The organism is Nocardia sp. NPDC057455, assembly GCF_042802775.1.
Taxonomy (GTDB): domain Bacteria; phylum Actinomycetota; class Actinomycetes; order Mycobacteriales; family Mycobacteriaceae; genus Nocardia.
In genome coordinates this window covers 1-16953 of sequence record NZ_JBHVDM010000026.1, presented here as the reverse complement: position 1 = coordinate 16953, position 16953 = coordinate 1, and the positions used below count along the sequence as shown (strand labels likewise).

The 16953-nt window shown below is 67.4% G+C and carries 15 protein-coding genes and 1 riboswitch; of the genes, 7 read left to right on the top strand and 8 right to left on the bottom strand.

What is annotated here, in order from left to right:
* Positions 1-14: 14 nt before the first annotated feature.
* The 3 genes from ACFU5M_RS13390 to ACFU5M_RS13380 all read right to left on the bottom strand — a co-directional run bounded on the left by ACFU5M_RS13390 (position 15) and on the right by ACFU5M_RS13380 (position 1730).
* Positions 15-419 (bottom strand): RNA-binding S4 domain-containing protein, encoded by a 405-nt coding sequence (locus tag ACFU5M_RS13390; protein ID WP_379048573.1) that lies wholly within the window; start codon positions 417-419, stop codon positions 15-17.
* A gap of 3 nt (positions 420-422) precedes the next feature.
* Positions 423-1013, bottom strand: coding sequence for a C40 family peptidase (locus ACFU5M_RS13385; RefSeq protein ID WP_379048571.1), 591 nt, complete (start codon positions 1011-1013; stop codon positions 423-425).
* 78 nt (positions 1014-1091) lie between these two features.
* Positions 1092-1244, bottom strand: a riboswitch (cyclic di-AMP (ydaO/yuaA leader).
* Between the two features lie 228 nt (positions 1245-1472).
* Positions 1473-1730, bottom strand: coding sequence for a hypothetical protein (locus tag ACFU5M_RS13380; RefSeq protein WP_379048569.1), 258 nt, complete (start codon positions 1728-1730; stop codon positions 1473-1475).
* A gap of 169 nt (positions 1731-1899) precedes the next feature.
* On the opposite strand from ACFU5M_RS13380, the gene ACFU5M_RS13375 reads away from it, so the two are divergent.
* From ACFU5M_RS13375 to ACFU5M_RS13345, 7 genes are all read left to right on the top strand, one after another.
* Positions 1900-3081 (top strand): AAA family ATPase, encoded by a 1182-nt coding sequence (locus ACFU5M_RS13375; RefSeq protein ID WP_379048567.1) that lies wholly within the window; start codon positions 1900-1902, stop codon positions 3079-3081.
* Between the two features lie 159 nt (positions 3082-3240).
* Positions 3241-5196 (top strand): acyl-CoA dehydrogenase family protein, encoded by a 1956-nt coding sequence (locus ACFU5M_RS13370; RefSeq protein WP_379048565.1) that lies wholly within the window; start codon positions 3241-3243, stop codon positions 5194-5196.
* A 332-nt stretch (positions 5197-5528) separates the two neighbouring features.
* Positions 5529-6491, top strand: coding sequence for an alpha/beta fold hydrolase (locus tag ACFU5M_RS13365; RefSeq protein ID WP_379048562.1), 963 nt, complete (start codon positions 5529-5531; stop codon positions 6489-6491).
* A gap of 192 nt (positions 6492-6683) precedes the next feature.
* Positions 6684-6971 (top strand): hypothetical protein, encoded by a 288-nt coding sequence (locus ACFU5M_RS13360; protein WP_379048560.1) that lies wholly within the window; start codon positions 6684-6686, stop codon positions 6969-6971.
* 778 nt (positions 6972-7749) lie between these two features.
* Positions 7750-8580 carry a hypothetical protein gene (locus tag ACFU5M_RS13355; protein WP_379048558.1) on the top strand — a complete coding sequence of 277 codons (831 nt, stop codon included), beginning with the start codon at positions 7750-7752 and terminating at the stop codon, positions 8578-8580.
* A gap of 25 nt (positions 8581-8605) precedes the next feature.
* Entirely contained in the window at positions 8606-10546 is a 1941-nt protein-coding gene (locus ACFU5M_RS13350; protein WP_379048556.1) for a fumarate reductase/succinate dehydrogenase flavoprotein subunit, read from the top strand.
* Positions 10547-10548: 2 nt separating this feature from the next.
* Positions 10549-11295 carry a succinate dehydrogenase/fumarate reductase iron-sulfur subunit gene (locus tag ACFU5M_RS13345; protein ID WP_379048554.1) on the top strand — a complete coding sequence of 249 codons (747 nt, stop codon included), beginning with the start codon at positions 10549-10551 and terminating at the stop codon, positions 11293-11295.
* Positions 11296-11342: 47 nt separating this feature from the next.
* Here the strand turns inward: ACFU5M_RS13345 and ACFU5M_RS13340 are convergent, their stop codons facing one another.
* The 5 genes from ACFU5M_RS13340 to ACFU5M_RS13320 all read right to left on the bottom strand — a co-directional run bounded on the left by ACFU5M_RS13340 (position 11343) and on the right by ACFU5M_RS13320 (position 16822).
* The gene (locus tag ACFU5M_RS13340) at positions 11343-11480 is read right to left on the bottom strand and encodes a hypothetical protein (protein WP_379048552.1); all 138 of its coding nucleotides are present in this window, start codon (positions 11478-11480) and stop codon (positions 11343-11345) included.
* Between the two features lie 146 nt (positions 11481-11626).
* Complete coding sequence (locus ACFU5M_RS13335; protein ID WP_379048550.1) at positions 11627-11851, bottom strand: DUF397 domain-containing protein; 225 nt, start codon at positions 11849-11851, stop codon at positions 11627-11629.
* Positions 11852-12049: 198 nt separating this feature from the next.
* Complete coding sequence (locus ACFU5M_RS13330; RefSeq protein ID WP_379048548.1) at positions 12050-12445, bottom strand: DNA-directed RNA polymerase subunit beta; 396 nt, start codon at positions 12443-12445, stop codon at positions 12050-12052.
* A gap of 300 nt (positions 12446-12745) precedes the next feature.
* Positions 12746-13678, bottom strand: a complete 933-nt coding sequence (locus ACFU5M_RS13325; RefSeq protein WP_379048546.1) for a DNA-3-methyladenine glycosylase family protein — start codon at positions 13676-13678, stop codon at positions 12746-12748.
* A 354-nt stretch (positions 13679-14032) separates the two neighbouring features.
* Positions 14033-16822, bottom strand: coding sequence for an FAD-binding and (Fe-S)-binding domain-containing protein (locus ACFU5M_RS13320; RefSeq protein WP_379048685.1), 2790 nt, complete (start codon positions 16820-16822; stop codon positions 14033-14035).
* Between the last annotated feature and the right edge of the window lie 131 nt (positions 16823-16953).

Here is a 16953-nt window from a genome sequence, read left to right as displayed (position 1 = left end):
CGCAAGGCGCGCGTTCAGGAATCGTCTCGGCCCAGGAGACGATCGGTCTCGCGCCGCTCACGCTTGGTGGGGCGTCCCGCGCCGCGGTCGCGACGGGGCATGCTCGCCACGATTTCGTGCGGAGGAGGCGGCGGACTGCGATCGATCAAGCATTGCGCGGCGATCGGAGCGCCGACACGCTTGCTGACGATCCGCTCGACGACGACGATGCGTTCGATACCGCCCGCGCGGATGCGCACCTCGTCACCGGGGCGCACGGGGTGGGCGGGCTTGGCCGTCGCGCCGTTCACCCGGACGTGCCCACCGCGACATGCCTCCGCGGCAGCGGATCTGGTTTTGAACAGGCGCACCGCCCAGGTCCACGAATCGACGCGGGCCTGGGTCGCAGTGCTCTGGATGCCGGATTCGGCGCGGGCCACTCGTCAGACGATACGGCGTGCGGTGACCACCATGTCGGGGCGCAGCGGTGTGTAGGACACCGGCGTACCCGACTGCACCGCGTTCAGGAGCTTGTTGTCACCCGCGTAGATGCCGACGTGACCGCCGCCGTTGGTGATGACGATGTCGCCGGGCTGCAGGTCGTGGTAGGCGACCGGAGCGCCGACGTGCGACTGCTCGAAGCTGGTGCGGGGCAGTTCGACGCCCGCCTGGCGGAACGCCCACTGGACGAGGCCGGAGCAGTCGAAGGACCTCGGGCCCGCCGCGCCCCAGGAGTACTGGGCGCCGACTTTGGTCCTGGCTGCGTCGAGGGCGACATCGCCCGCGGTGTTCTGCTGCTGGCCGAACAGGCCCGGCAGCATCGGCGCGAAATTGGGAGCCTGCGGAGCGACCTGCTGCGGCGCCTGGGGAGCTGCGGGAGCGGCCGCGAGCGCCTGCTGGATCTGCTGATTGAGCTGCTGGACCGGCTGTTCCCATTCCTGCGGAACGTCGAAATTGCCGACACCGGGAACATTGATGGTCGCGGCCATGGCCGGAATCGCGGGCATGGCGCCGGTCGCGGCCACCGCACCCATGACAATCGCACCCTTGACGGAATTCGGAACCCGAGAATCCCGTTGCAAGCTGTGTTTACCCACCGAGCTACGTCTCCGATCTTGCTGCTCTTCCGCCGACCGGGTTAGCTGACGGGTTCGGGCCGGGAGAGCGGCCCTACCTCGCGACCGAAAACGGCCGTGAGGATTCACCCCAGACGAACCTGTGGGTCCCCGGCACGACAGCCGAGACCGGTTGGGCCCCGACAGCCGTTAAGGCGGTAACTAGTGGCGCCGTTTCACTTACGAAGCGACTTGTTCCACTAAGTCACGAAGAGATTACGGTGCCGACGCGATGTTGTCCAGCGCACAGAGCTGCAATCTTTTCGGCACTGCCGGAACCCCCGCACCACCGGCGGAAAACGGCCGTCCGCGGTGGGGTCACGAGCGGATCTCGCTCGGCGCCGCCAGGTCACCGAAGGACAACACCACCGCCCGCACTCAGGACTGCGAGCCGTGCACAGCGCGCTCGAGCTCGTCGATCCTGCGGCGCGCCTCGGCCAGTTCGACCTCGAGCCTGCCGAGCGCCATGACCAGCGGGCCGACCGCGAGATCGGCGACCAGTTGGGGATCGTCATAGCCGCGTTCGATCGCGACGAGGATGTTGGACCGGATGCGCTGGGCCACCGTGGCGCCCGCCGGAACGTTCCAGGACCCGACCACTTCGGCGAGGCCTGCGGGGTTCGGTTCGTCGGACATGCCCCACTCCGTTCCCGCGCGTGGCACCGCGCGACCATTCTGGCGAACCGCCACCAGCCTGGAGAACCGGCGGCGAAAGCAATAGTGCAATACCGGCCGCTAAGGCTCTCTAGGACACGCCGTAGACGCGCCCAGATTATCCGGACGAAACGCGCTACGGTGTCAGGGCATGGACCCCGTGCGGAATCCGTATGCCCCCGGAGCGGGCCAGCGCCCACCCGAATTAGCCGGGCGCGACAAACAACTCACAGCTTTCGACATCGTGCTCGAGCGCATCGCGCGTGGCCGCCCGGAACGCAGCGTCATGCTCACCGGACTGCGCGGGGTCGGAAAGACCGTGCTGCTCAACCAGCTTCGCTCCGCAGCGATCTCCCGCGGCTGGGGCACCGGCAAGATCGAAGCACGACCGGACCAAGAGCTGCGCCGCCCGCTGTCCTCGGCGCTGCACATGGCGGCGCGGGCGATCGCCACGTCCCACCGCAACCCCGAGCGGGTGGACGACTTCCTCGGCATACTCAAGGCTTTCGCGTTGCGGGCCACCGCGGACAAGGGCATGCGGGAACGGTGGCAACCCGGCATCGACGTACCGGTGGTCAACGGCCGCGCCGATTCCGGTGACATCGAGATAGATCTGGTGGAACTGCTGATCGAGGCGGCCGCCCTGGCCGGTGACATCGGCGTCGGCATCGCGATCTTCATCGACGAGATGCAGGATCTCGGACCCGCGGACATCTCCGCGATCTGCGGCGCGTGCCACGAACTGAGCCAGGACGCCGCGCCGCTGATCGTGGTCGGCGCGGGTCTCCCGCACCTGCCCGCGGTGCTGTCCGCCTCGAAGAGCTACTCGGAGCGACTGTTCAGTTATCACCGCATCGACCGCTTGGACCGGGAATCCGCCGACCAAGCGCTGATCGCGCCGGCCCAGCGCGAAGACGTGAAGTTCACCGACGAGGCGCTGGACGCGCTGTATCGCAAGGCCGATGGCTACCCGTATTTCGTACAGGCCTACGGCAAAGCCGCCTGGGATCAGGCGCCCGAGAGCCCGATCACGGCCGAGGACGTGGAGGTGGCCTCTCCCGCCGCCGAGGAGGAGCTCGCGGTCGGGTTCTTCGGGTCCCGCTATGAGCGGGCTACGCCCGCCGAACGTGAATACATGCGCGCCATGGCCGACCTCTCCGGCGACGACGGGCCGGTGGCGACCGCGGCGGTGGCCAACGAACTCGGCCGCAAACCGGCTTCCCTTTCTCCCGCCCGTGACGGTTTGATCAAGAAAGGTCTCATCTACTCCGCCGAACGCGGCACGATCGGCTTCACGGTGCCGCACTTCGGCCGGTATCTGCGCTCGGTCTGAGCGTCTCCGGCTGGGCGACAGCGGTGGATTGCCGACTATGGACCATTCTTCCAAGATCAATAGATATTCGTAGATTTATCTCGACCAGCAGGCCTACCGATGGGTAACAAACCCTCCTACACTCGAATGTGATCCTGATCACGTCCGAGGGAGGACATCATGGCGACAGCCGCGAAAGTCGACGCCACCGAAGAACAGGCCCGCGCACTGGTCGAGGAGTCCCGCGAAACGAGCTGGGCCAAGCCATCGTTCGCCAAGGAGATGTTCCTGGGACGGTTCCGGCTCGACCTGATCCACCCATATCCGCAACCCGGCCCCGAGGACGCCGAGCGCACCGAGGCGTTCCTGTCCCGGCTGCGGACGCTGTGCGAGTCCATGGACGGATCGGTGATCGAGGCGGAGAGCCGAATCCCGGACGAGTACGTCAAGGGCCTGGCCGAGCTCGGCTGCTTCGGTCTGAAGATCCCGCAATCGTATGGTGGCCAGGGCCTTTCCCAGCTCGGCTACAACCGCGCGCTGATGCTGGTCGGCTCGACGCACCCGAGCCTCGGCGTCCTGCTCTCGGCGCACCAGTCCATCGGTGTGCCCGAACCGCTCAAGCTGGCGGGCACCGACGAGCAGAAGGCCGAGTTCCTGCCCCGCTGCGCGGCCGGGGCGGTCAGCGCGTTCCTGCTCACCGAGCCCGATGTGGGCTCCGACCCGGCCAGGATGGCCAGCACCGCGACGCCGACCGAAGACGGCGAGGCCTACACGCTCGACGGCGTGAAGCTGTGGACCACCAACGGTGTGGTCGCCGAACTGCTGGTGGTGATGGCGCGGGTGCCCAAGAGCGAGGGGCATCGCGGCGGCATCTCGGCCTTCGTGGTCGAGGCCGATTCACCGGGCATCACCGTGGAGCGGCGCAACTCCTTCATGGGCTTGCGCGGCATCGAGAACGGCTTGACCCGGATGCACAACGTCCGGGTGCCCAAGCGCAACCTGATCGGCCGGGAGGGCGACGGCCTGAAGATCGCGCTCACCACGCTGAACGCGGGCAGGCTCGCCATCCCCGCGCTGTGCACCGCCGCCGCCAAGTGGTCGTTGAAGATCGCACGGGAATGGAGCACGCAGCGCGTGCAGTGGGGCAGGCCCGTCGGGGAGCACGCTGCCGTGGGTCAGAAGATCGCCTTCATCGCGGCCACCACGTTCGCGCTGGAAGCGGCGCTCGATCTGTCGGCGACCATGTCCGACGAGGGACGCAACGACATCCGGATCGAGGCGGCGCTGGCCAAGCTGTGGGCCAGCGAGATGAGCTGTCAGATCGCCGACGAACTGGTGCAGATCCGCGGCGGCCGCGGCTACGAGACGGCGGCTTCGCTCGCCGCGCGGGGCGAGCGGGCCGTTCCGGCCGAGCAGTTGGTGCGCGATCTGCGGATCAACCGCATCTTCGAGGGCTCCAGCGAGATCATGCGGCTGCTGATCGCCAGGGAGATGGCCGACGCTCACATGGCGGCCGCGGGCGCGCTGGTCGACCGCAAGGCCGAGTTCAAGGACAAGGCGAAGGCAGCGGTCGGCGCGACGGGTTTCTACGCCAAGTGGTTCCCGCAGCTGGCGGTCGGAGCGGGGACGGTGCCCGCGGCGTACACCGAGTTCGGCGTACTGGCCCGGCACCTGCGGTTCGTCGAGCGCGGTGCGCGCAAGCAGGCCAGGTCGCTGATGTACGCGATGGGCCGCTGGCAGGCGGGCCTGGAATACCGGCAGAACTTCCTCGGCCGGATCGTCGACATCGGCGCCGAGCTGTTCGCCATGTCGGCGGCCTGCGTGCGGGCGGAGGCATTGCGCGCCGCCGACGCGCCGGAGAGCAAGGCGGCCGAAGAACTGGCCGACGCTTTCTGCAGGCAGTCCCGGGTGCGCGTGCGCAGGCTGTTCGACTCGCTGTGGGAGAACACCGACGATGACGACCGCACCCTCACCCGCGGCGTGCTCGACGGCCGCTACGAGTGGCTCGAGGAAGGGGTGCTCGACCCGAGCGAGGGAACCGGGCCGTGGATCGCGGAGTGGCAGATGGGTCCGTCGACCGAGGAGAACCTGCTTCGTCCGTTCCTGCCGTCTACGCGCCCCCGCGCGGAGTCGTGATCGCCGCCGTCCGGCGCAGCGTGGCCGGCCGCCGCCGGGCGGCCGGTCCCTCGCGCACTATTCGCGAGTCTCGGATATCTCCTAGATAGAGGCAGATTCTCCTCACAACATGCGACGAAGCCTCCGTCCGCAGGGCAATCTAAAGGAATCTAGTTTTTAAGCTATTCATCCGTAGATCTTCCTGCGAAGGCGCTGACAGCTGCCCGATCGACCGGCAGCCTCGATTGCGCAACGTGTGCGTAACAGCAGGTGTGGGCCGCTAACGGCGCGGAATTCCAGTTCGACAACTGGGCAAGGGCGCCGAACATGCGCCTCGCTCACAGGAGAGTGCCATGTCCACGAGCATCGCCCGCCGCGCCGCCGATCACGACGGCCATCGCGTCACGGTATCGGCCGATGACGGCATTCCCCTCGCGGTCCGCGTCTTCGGCGCCGACGACGCCCGCGCCACCGTCGTGTTCGTCCACGGTCACTGCTTGCGCACCGAATCCTGGTTCTACCTGCGCGATCTGCTGCTACGGCAGTGGGGAAGCGACACCAGGATGGTGTTCTACGACCACCGCGGCCACGGCGAATCAGGGGTGGCGCACCCGTCGACCTACACCATCGAGCAACTCGGCCACGACCTGGACACCGTGCTGCGGACGGTCGCGCCGACCGGGCCGGTGATCCTGGTCGGCCATTCGATGGGCGCGATGGTGGTGCTGGCATACGCCCGGCTCCATCCCGAGGCCATCGGCACGCGCATCGCCGGCGTCGGGCTGCTCGCGGCCGCGGGCGCAGGAATCACCGAGGTCGGCGCGGCACGTCTACTGAAGCGGTGGGCGGTGAGCTCGCTACAAGCGGCCGTCACCCGCGCCCCGCGCGCAATGCAGGCGTCCAGGCGCCTGACCCGTCGCCTGTTCACGCCGATCCTGCGCGAGGCCGAATTCGGCACCAGGAAGGCGAGCCCGCGAATGACGGCGCTGGCCACCGCGATGCTGAACGAAACGCCGCTGCTGACCATGGCCGGCTTCCTGCACTCGCTGATCACCTTCGACGAGACGGCGACCCTGCACCGCCTCGGCGCCATTCCCGCGCTGGTGCTGGCGGGGTCGGCGGACATCATCTTCCCGTTCGCACACTCGGTGGCACTGGCCTCCCAGCTGGCAGGCGCCGAACTGGTCCGCCTGGAAGGCGCCGGGCACAGCGTGATGCTCGAGCGAGCCGAAGAGGTCGCGCTGTCCCTCGCCGGACTCGCGGAACGAGCCTTCGCCGCGGCGTGCTCCGGCACCGGGTTCGCCGCAGCTGGCTGATCTCCGGCAACTAAGCGGCAAGCATCGGATTTCAGCCCGGCACGAGCCAGGAACGGATTCTTTCTGTACTGTGTTATAGATCACGTTGTGTGGTGGGTCACACAACTCGGTGTAGCGCGGTCCAAGGCAGACGGGCAACCGTGCATCACGGCATCGAGTTCGCATGTCCGCCAGGGAATCCAGGAGGTATCGATGACACGCAGCGAACTTGCGGACCTACGCTACGCGGTCGGCCAGCTCCGGCAATCCATCGGCGTACTGCGCAACCAGTACGGCGACGCCAGCACGGTACGCCGGCTGGAGAACGACCTCGAGCGGCTCGTCATCGACGCCGACGAGTTCGAGAAGTCACCGCCGCCCGAGGTGCGGCGCGGCGCCCAGGACGTCATCTACGTGCCGGACAGCAAGTCCGACGAGGCCGCCTGGATGGGCGCGCAGGACGAGGGGCTCGGCTTCCACTCCCGTCCGCGGACGAAGTAATCCGGGATGGGCGGCGCAAGCCGCCCATCGCGGTGCGCTCGAAGCCGGCCGACGTGCCTGCGTGTCGGCCGGGCCCGTCATCCGGGCGCGAACAGGGTGATGGCGGCCGAGCGCCATGGCCTTCGATGCGCGCATCTCCGTGCGCATAGCTCGGGCAGCGGCGTCGTGGCTATGCGCAAAGCGGCCGCATCCAGCGCGATCGATTGTCGGCAGGGACATCGCTCGACAGCCCGGACCCCCGAACGGCCGCTCCACGCACCATCGCCGCTGCCTGCGCACCGAATCGTTGGCGCACTCGTGCCAGAGTCGGCACTTCCACCGCGAAGCCTGCGACGACTTGCGTCACGTCGTATCGCCGAACGTGCGGCCGGTTCGACCGGGCGATCGAAACGGCAGGGCGCAGCCGGATCGCCCGTGCCGCTGACCGGACGACAATCCGGCGAAAACGAATCTCGATCCGAGCCATTTACCACAGCCGCACGCATCGTTGCCGCGAGCTCGGATCACCCGGCGCGACCGCCCCGCCCGGCGGCACCGAAAACCTCGCCCGAAACTCGTTCCGCGCGAACGGAGTTCGAAAAGTCCGGTTAGCCCGCTACGCGGCGTAAGCAATCGGGCGGCACGCGGGATGTGGCGCAAATCATACGGTTGACGGCGGCCCATGTTTGTCGAGACCCCGCTCTATCAATAGCGGACGTGTCGTATGGTGCTCAGCATCACATTCGATTGCGGAGGTAACGATGACCACCCGCACACAAGATCAGCGAGGCATCCACCTGTGAGTGCCGCACCGACCGCCGCCCCGGAAGCGGGCACCGGCGTATTCAGCAGAACAAGGGCCCGGATCTCGGAACGCACATTGCGCACCGACCGATGGTGGATCCCCCCACTCGTCACGGTGCTCGGACTCGCCGCGTTCGTCCTCTACGCGACGATCAGATCGTATGTGCGCACGGCGTATTGGGTCCCGGACTACCACTACCTGACCCCGTTCTACTCACCGTGCCTGAGCACTTCCTGCGTCGAGGGTTCCAGTCACTTCGGCACCCCCTTCGGCGAACTGCCCGTGTTCTTGCCGCTGGGCTTCGTGGTGCTGCCCTTCCTGCTCGGCTTCCGCCTGACCTGCTATTACTACCGCAAGGCCTACTACCGGTCGGTGTGGTTCTCGCCGCCCGCTTGCGCCGTGGCCGAGCCGCACGCCAAGTACACCGGCGAGACCAGGCTGCCGTTGATCATCCAGAACGCGCACCGCTACTTCTTCTATGTGGCTCTGGTGGTTTCGCTGATCAACACCTACGACGCCATCGTCGCGTTCCACGGCAAATCCGGAGGCTTCGGATTCGGCCTCGGCAATATCGTGCTGCTGGTCAACGTGATCCTGCTGTGGGCCTACACGCTGTCGTGCCACTCGTGCAGGCATATCGCGGGTGGGCGGCTCAAGCACTTCTCCGGGCATCCGGTGCGCTACTGGTTCTGGACACAGGTCTCCAAGCTGAACACCCGGCACATGGCGCTGGCCTGGACCACTCTCGGCACGCTCGTGCTGACCGACTTCTACGTCATGTTGGTTGCCAGCCAAACGATTTCGGATCTGCGGTTCATCGACTGACCGCCTCATCGAGGAGTTTTTCTGCATGGCAGAAGTGGAACGGCACAACTACGACGTCGTCGTGATCGGAGCGGGTGGCGCCGGATTGCGGGCGGTCATCGAAGCCAGAGAGCACGGGCTGTCGGTAGCGGTGGTGTGCAAATCTTTGTTCGGCAAGGCCCACACCGTGATGGCCGAAGGCGGTTGCGCGGCCTCGATGGGCAACGCCAACGAGAAGGACAATTGGCAGGTCCATTTCCGGGACACGATGCGCGGCGGCAAGTTCCTGAACAACTGGCGCATGGCGGAACTGCATGCCCAAGAAGCGCCCGATCGTGTGTGGGAACTGGAGACCTACGGAGCGCTGTTCGATCGGACGCCCGACGGCCGCATCAGCCAGCGCAACTTCGGTGGCCACACCTACCCGCGGCTGGCCCACGTCGGCGACCGGACCGGCCTGGAGATCATCCGCACCATGCAGCAGAAGATCGTCTCGCTGCAGCAGGAGGATTTCGCCGAGACCGGTGACTACGAGAAGCGCATCAAGGTCTTCGCCGAATGCACCATCACCGAATTGCTCAAGGACGGCGACCGCATCTCCGGCGCGTTCGGCTACTGGCGTGAATCCGGCCGCTTCATTCTGTTCGAGACCCCCGCGGTGGTGCTGGCGACCGGTGGCATCGGCAAGTCGTACAAGGTGACCTCGAACTCGTGGGAGTACACCGGTGACGGGCACGCGCTGGCGCTGCGCGCGGGCGCGACGCTGATCAACATGGAGTTCCTGCAGTTCCATCCGACCGGCATGGTCTGGCCGCCCAGCGTGAAGGGCATCCTGGTCACCGAAGGCGTGCGCGGCGACGGCGGGGTACTGAAGAACACCGAGGGCAAGCGGTTCATGTTCGACTACATTCCGCCGGTCTTCAAAGGGCAGTACGCCGAGACCGAGGAAGAAGCCGATCAGTGGCTGCGGGACAACGATTCCGCACGCCGCACGCCGGATCTGCTGCCGCGTGACGAGGTCGCCCGCGCCATCAACGAAGAGGTCAAGGCCGGGCGCGGCACCGAGCACGGTGGCGTCTTCCTCGACATCGCCTCCCGAATGCCCGCCGAGGAGATCGTGCGGCGGCTTCCCTCCATGCACCACCAGTTCAAAGAACTCGCGGACGTGGACATCACCAAGGAGCCCATGGAGGTGGGGCCGACCTGTCATTACGTGATGGGAGGTGTCGAGGTCGAGCCGGACACGGGTGCGGCCACGGTGCCCGGACTGTTCGCCGCGGGCGAGTGCTCCGGCGGCATGCACGGTTCGAATCGCCTGGGCGGGAATTCGCTGTCCGACCTGCTGGTCTTCGGCCGTCGGGCCGGGCTCGGGGCCGCCGCCTATGTGGAGCAGCTCGACGCGCGGCCGACGGTCTCGCAGGACGATGTCACGAAAGCCGCGAAGGCCGCCGTGGCGCCGTTCGATCCTCCTACCGAGGGCAAGGGCGAGAACCCGTACACGCTGCACACCGATTTGCAGCAGACGATGAACGACCTGGTCGGCATCATCCGCAAGGAACACGAGGTGCGTGAGGCGATCGACAAGCTCGCCGAGTTGCGCGCCCGGTTCCGCCAAGTGACCGTGGAGGGCCACCGCCAGTTCAACCCCGGCTGGCATCTCGCCCTCGACATGCAGAACATGCTGCTGGTCAGTGAATGCGTGGCGCACGCGGCGCTGCTGCGAACCGAGAGCCGCGGCGGGCACACCCGCGACGACCACCCGTCGATGGATCCGGATTGGCGGAACAAACTGCTGGTCTGCGCGGTGGATGCGAGCACGGCCGGCGATCCGATCCCGGGCGTCACCGTGACGCGCAAGGACCAGCAACCGATGCGATCGGACCTGCTCGCCCTTTTCGATCTCGGCGAGCTCGAGAAGTACTACACCCCGGACGAACTCGCCGGGCACCCGGCCGCGGCCGGGAATTCGACGGAGCGAGAGGCGTAACGATGGGTTACGACGCCAAATTCCGCGTATGGCGCGGCGATCTCGACGGCGGAGCACTGCACGACTTCACCGTGCTGGTGAACGAGGGCGAGGTGGTGCTCGACATCATCCACCGGCTGCAGGCCACCCAGGCGCCCGACTTGGCCGTGCGCTGGAACTGTAAAGCGGGCAAGTGCGGTTCTTGTTCGGCCGAGGTGAACGGGCGGCCGCGCCTGCTGTGCATGACGCGGATGTCCACCTTCACCGAGGACGAAGTGATCACGGTGACGCCGATGCGCACGTTCCCCGTGATCAAGGACCTCGTGACGGATGTGTCCTTCAATTACGAAAAGGCACGCGAAGTTCCGTCATTCACCCCACCCGCCGATCTCAAACCGGGCGATTACCGGATGAAGCAGGTCGACGTGGAGCGTTCGCAGGAATTCCGCAAGTGCATCGAATGCTTCCTGTGCCAGAACACCTGCCACGTGGTACGCGATCACGACGAGAACAAGAAAGCGTTCTCGGGGCCACGCTATTTGATGCGGATCGCCGAACTGGAGATGCATCCGCTGGATGTCGGCGACCGGACCGAGCTCGCCCAGGACGAGCACGGGCTCGGTCTGTGCAACATCACCAAATGCTGCACAGAGGTCTGCCCGGAACACATCAAGATCACCGACAATGCGTTGATCCCGATGAAGGAACGGGTGGCCGACCGCAAATACGATCCGCTGGTCTGGTTGGGTAACAAGCTGTTTCGCCGTTAGCGGCGGGGAGGACCGGCCGGGGCGATCCCCGGCCGGTCGGCGCACCCTTACAACATGGCCACGACACCGAGGGCCACGATCCACACCAGCAGCCCGACGAGCAACGCAGGCAGCAGCGAGTGGGTGAGGACGAAGACTCCGACCGCCGACACTGCGAACAACAGCGCGACGATCAGCCATTCCACCCAATCATCCGGCCGCAATTTCTTGTGTCGGGGATGGGAACTCTTGAGCCCACGGTCCACAGCTAGGGAAATACCCGTAGCGGAACTCGGTAAACGTCTTTTCGTTGCCGAATATGTGTCGTTCCGTGATCTTCGAACGGCGTGCCTTATCGCGGCCGGTCGAACTCACCGTCGTGCACACCGGCGGTGAAGGCGGCCCACTCCCCGGGCGTGAAGATCAGCACCGGCCCGTCCGGGTCGTTCCCGTTGCGCATTCCCACGTGTCCGTCGGCGAGCAGCGCCACCTCGACGCTGTCGTTGCCCGGCCCTTCTCCGGCCTTCCGCCACGTGGCGCCGGTCAGGTCTATGTTCGCGTTGCCTTGAATGCTCACGAATTGGACTCCTTCGTTGTCTGCCGCGGCAGACGTGTACGGACCGAGAACCCAGCACCCACGCTGGACACACTCACGCGCGCCGATAGTACCGCCGCCGACCGGCGCTGTAGGGCGAACAGCCGGCCGGAAATCGGGCCGGCGATCCGACCCGGCCACGATCTTCCGGCCGGTCGTTTCCGCGCGGCCCGCCGGCCCTCAACGACGACGCGGCACCGGATCCGCCCACGCGCGGATGGCCGCGACCACCTCCCGGCCCGACGGCCGAAAACTGTTCCGCGGCGGAACGATCCAGGATCGGATGGCGCCTACCGAAGCGGTCGGCGATGGCAACGCGATGGTCGATCCGGTGCGGGATACCGACACGTTCAGCCGGAACAATTCCGCGAACAGGCGCGTATCGTTCTCGGGCAGGTCCGGCGCGATCAGAAAAGTCCATCGATTCGAGCGCGGGTGCGCCAGGATAGGGCCGAGCCGCACGCGCTTGCTCTGCATGTGCGCCTTGACCGCCTGGCCCAGACTGCTCGGCATGGTCAATGCCCACACCGATCCGGCACGCATCACGATCCGGCCGAGTCCGGGTGGGTCGATCACGGCGGGCAGATCACATTCCCGCCGGTAGAACTGGCATCTGGATCCTGGTGTATCTCCAAGTGGCCTCTGCTCCACTGACAACCCCCTGCAGTTGTGTGGTTCGACGATTCCGTGCGCGCCATACCGAAGCCCCTGCGATCCGACCACGGCTCCCGCTCGCGGAGCGAGGTCCCCGGGGCGATGGCCGAGCTGTGGCGCGACGCGTTCAGTTTTGCTTCGCCGCGGCCCGGCCCGACTGATAAAGAATGTGCAAAATCGAAGAAAAATGAATTTCTACGGGGCGCATGTGAAAGATGTGACTCAGTGCCAGGTATGGTCCGTCAGGGCGGTGCGGGGGCCGAACTTCGGTTTGTGGAACTGACCGCTGATTTCGAGCAGGCGAATCGCTCGATAGCGATGCGGGCGCAACGGTTCCAGATAATCAACCATCGCCTCGTCATCGATCGGACGGCCGAGCAGGGTCCAGCCGACCGCGGCGGCGAGGTGATAATCGCCGACCGACAGCGCGTCCGCGTCGCCGAAAGCCCGCTGCGCGATCTCCGCGACGGTCCACACCCCGATCCCAGGGACACTGCGCAGCATGCGTGCCGCCTCGGCAGGGGCGACCCGCGCGGCGCGCTCCAGCGACTCGGCGATTCGAGCCGCGCGCACGATGGTCTGCGCGCGCTGCGGTCCGACATTCGCCCGGTGGTAGACCCAGGAGGGAATCCGCCGCCAGGTGTCGGCGTCCGGCGGCAGCCGCATTCCGTCCGGCGCGGGGCCCGGCGCCGGTTCGCCGTACTGCCGGACCAACTTGCGCCACGACGCCCGCGCGGAGACGGTGTGCACCTTCTGCTCCAGCACGGCAGGCACCAAGGCTTCGAAGACCAGGCTCGTGCGCAACATACGCAGTCCGGGGAAGCGGCGGTGAGCATCGACGATCTTCGGGTGATCCGGCAGGAACGCCGACACGTCCTCGTCCAAGCAGAGCATGTGCTCGAGGCCCGCGAGGAATTCGGCCGCCCCCGGCCCCCATGCGCCTGCCTGCACCACACACGGTCCTGCCTGGGCCAATCGGTAGGTGACCGGCCCACTCGGCATCCGGGAAGCATGCCAATGTGCGCCGTCGCCGGTCACCCGGTGGCATGGATCGCCGGTGCCGCGGCCGAGCGGAGCGAGAGTGCACGCCAAGTCGATCGGCCGGTCCGTGGTCACGGTCCGGCTCGCTCCCGGCTCGACCGTCACGCTGCGCACGGCCTCATTCTGCCCGGTGCGGCGCGCGGCGCCGCGTCACCCTCCACCGGGCGCCACGCATTATCATCTGGATCACACCATAAGTCTTCTCATATAGATCGCGCATGATTACGGTTTCGCAATGCGATGTAACGGAACGAGATTCACGGCGATATTGATTTCGTTCGGCAAATAGCTGGCTGTAGCAATGACGGAGGTTCTCATGATCACCAATCTGCTCAACTGGTTGCTCAACGCCTGGGGTGGGGTATCCGCGGGCAGCTCGGGCTACCAGATCCCGCCCGGAACCCTGCCGTTCGGCAGCTGACGCACGCGGCGCGCCCGTCCGGCTTGCCGCGGGCTGCGCGCGAAAGTTCATTCGTCCAAGAGAAACTGCGCGAGATGCCGCGCCTGTCGCCCGGTGAGGGCTGCGGCCTGAGTGCGACAGGAGAAGCCGTCGGCGAGGAAGATCGCGTCCTCGCCCGCGGCGCGCAGCGCCGGGACCATGCCGTTCTCGGCCACCGCTACCGAAATGTCGTAATGGCCTCTCTGCATTCCGAAGTTTCCCGCCAGTCCGCAGCATCCCGTGATTTCTGTCACCTTGACTCCCACGCTGGCTAATAGTCGGCGCTCGGCATCGAATCCGATAGTCGCGTGCTGATGACAATGGGGCTGAACTATTACTGAATGTCCGGTTCGCTTGGGTGGGCGCCAAGTCGGCTGTTCGGCGAGGAACTCGGCGAAGGTGCGCACGGCGGCTGCGGTCGGGGCCGATCTCGGGTCGTCCGGCAGCAGTTCCGTCAGGTCGACGCGCAGCACCGCGGTGCAGGACGGTTCCAGTCCCACGACCAAGCCGCCCGCGCCGATGTGCTGCTCCAACGCGGCCAAGGTGGCCCGCAACCGCGCGCGGGCGCCATCGAGCTGACCGGTGCTGATCCAGGTGAGTCCGCAGCAGACGCGTCGCTCGGGTATCCGGACCCGGTAGCCCAGGGTGGACAACAACCGTGCCGCGGCCAGGGCGATCTCCGGGGCGAACGCGTCGGTGAAAGTGTCGATCCACAACATCACCTCGCCGGAACCGTCGCTCCTGTCCCGCTCCCCGGGCGCGTAGGACGATTCGGCCAGCGCGGCTCCCTCGTCCAGATCACGCCAGATCCGGCGGAAGCCGCGCGGGGCCAGGCGCGGCACGTCCCGGCGCGGATCGAGGCCGGCCGCTCGTAAACCGGCGCGGCGCAGCGTGCCTCGCTCGGCGAGCGCGTTCACTACGCGCGGCATCCGGCTCGCCACGGCCAACCACCGGGGCAACTGACCCAGCGAGTAGTGGTCGATCGGACGCGGCCGATGGCGGTAGCGCCGATACAGCGTCTCCGACTTGTAGGTGGCCATGTCCACGCCCGCCGGACAGTCCGACCGGCACGCCCGGCAGGACAGGCAGAGGTCCAGCGACTCGGCGACGGCCTCCGACGACCAGGGCAACGCGCCGCGCACCACCTCCTGTAGCACCCTCGCCCGCCCGCGCGTGCTGTCCTTCTCGTCCCGGGTGGCCTGGTAGGACGGGCACATGAAACCGCCGTCGGCCCGGCATTTGCCGACACCGACGCACCGATGGACCGCGACGCCCATATCGCCGTCGTCTTCGGGGAACGCGTAGCCGCTCGACTGCCCGACCCCCGCAAGCCCCGCCAGCCGCAGGTCGGCGTCGATCGGACGCGGCGCGACGAGGACACCCGGATTGAGGACGTCGTCCGGGTCGAACAGCGCCTTGTACCCGGCGAAGACGTCGAGCACCGCGGGGGAGTACATCACCGAGAGCAGTTCGGAGCGGGCGCGGCCGTCGCCGTGCTCGCCGGAGAGCGAACCGCCGTACCGCACCACCAGCGCCGCCGCGTCGAAGAGGAAGGCACGGAAACGGCGCGGCGCGTCGACGATCGGAAGATCGATGCGGACGTGGATACAGCCGTCGCCGATGTGCCCGTACAACAACCCGTCGACGCCGTGGTCGCGGGTCAGGGCGGCGAAATCGCGCAGGTAGGAGCCCAGCCGCGCGGGTGGGACGGCCGCGTCCTCCCACCCCGGCCACGCCGGTCGCCCATCGGGCGTGCGCCCCGCCAGTCCCGCGCCGTCGGCCCGGATCCGCCAGAGCGCGGCGGCGGTTCCGGGATCGGTGACGATCCGGGTATCCATCGTGCCCGCGGTTCGGCATAGCCGCTGTGCGACGGCCAGCGCGTCGGCCTGCGTCTCGCCCGCGGTCTCCACGAAGAGCCAACCGCCGCCGCGTGGCAGGTCCGGCACCAGCCCCCGGTGCGCACGGACGACGTCGACCAGCCGCGCGTCGATGCCCTCGACCGCGATCGGCGCGCAGGCCAGCACAGCCGCGACATCGTCGGCGGCGGTGGCCATGTCCGGGTAGCCGAGCACCGTGAGGACGGTAGCCGCAGGCAGCGCGACCAGGTCGACCGTCGCGTCCAACAGCAGGCCGCAGGTGCCCTCGCTGCCGACGAACGCCTTCGCCGCCGACGCGCCTCGTTCGGGGAGGAGATGCTCCAAGCCGTATCCGGACGCCTGCCGGGCGAAGCGGCCCAGATCGGTGCGCAGCACCGCGAGATTCGCCCGGCCGAATTCCGCGAGACCCGGCACCGCCGACAGATCGGCGGCCAGCGTGCGTTCGGTGCCGGTGCCGTCCAGGATGCGCAGTTCGCGCACGGTGTCGGAGGTGCGGCCCCACGCCACGGCGCGCGGTCCGCAGGCGTTGTTGCCGATCATGCCCCCGAGCGTGCAGCGATTCTGTGTCGAAGGGTCCGGCCCGAAGCGCAGGCCGTGTGGACGAGCCGCACGCTGCAACTCCGACAGCACGACGCCCGGCTGTACGGTGGCCACGCGCGCGGCCGGATCGATCGCCACGATCCGGTTCATATGCCTGCTGAAGTCGAGGACCAGTCCGGGACCGATCGCATTCCCCGCCACCGACGTACCCGCGCCGCGTGCGGTGACCGGCAGGCCCTGACCGCGGGCGAATTCCAGGGCGATCGCGACGTCCTCGTCGGTCCGGGGGAAGACGACCGCGGCCGGGAGGACCCGGTAGTTCGACGCGTCCGAGGAGTACTCCGCCCGCCGTCGCTCGGAGGTGTCGACCTCACCCGCGATCCTGCCGCGCAGCGCCGCCATCCGGTTCACCGTGTTGATTTTTCCAGCGCTGTGTCCGTTCTTCCAGCGCCTGCGGCGCTGGGTGTTCGCGGCCCCTTTGTGGCTCGCGTCCGAGTGGCCGCCGCTGGCGACTTCGTCGCGGACGCGACGGC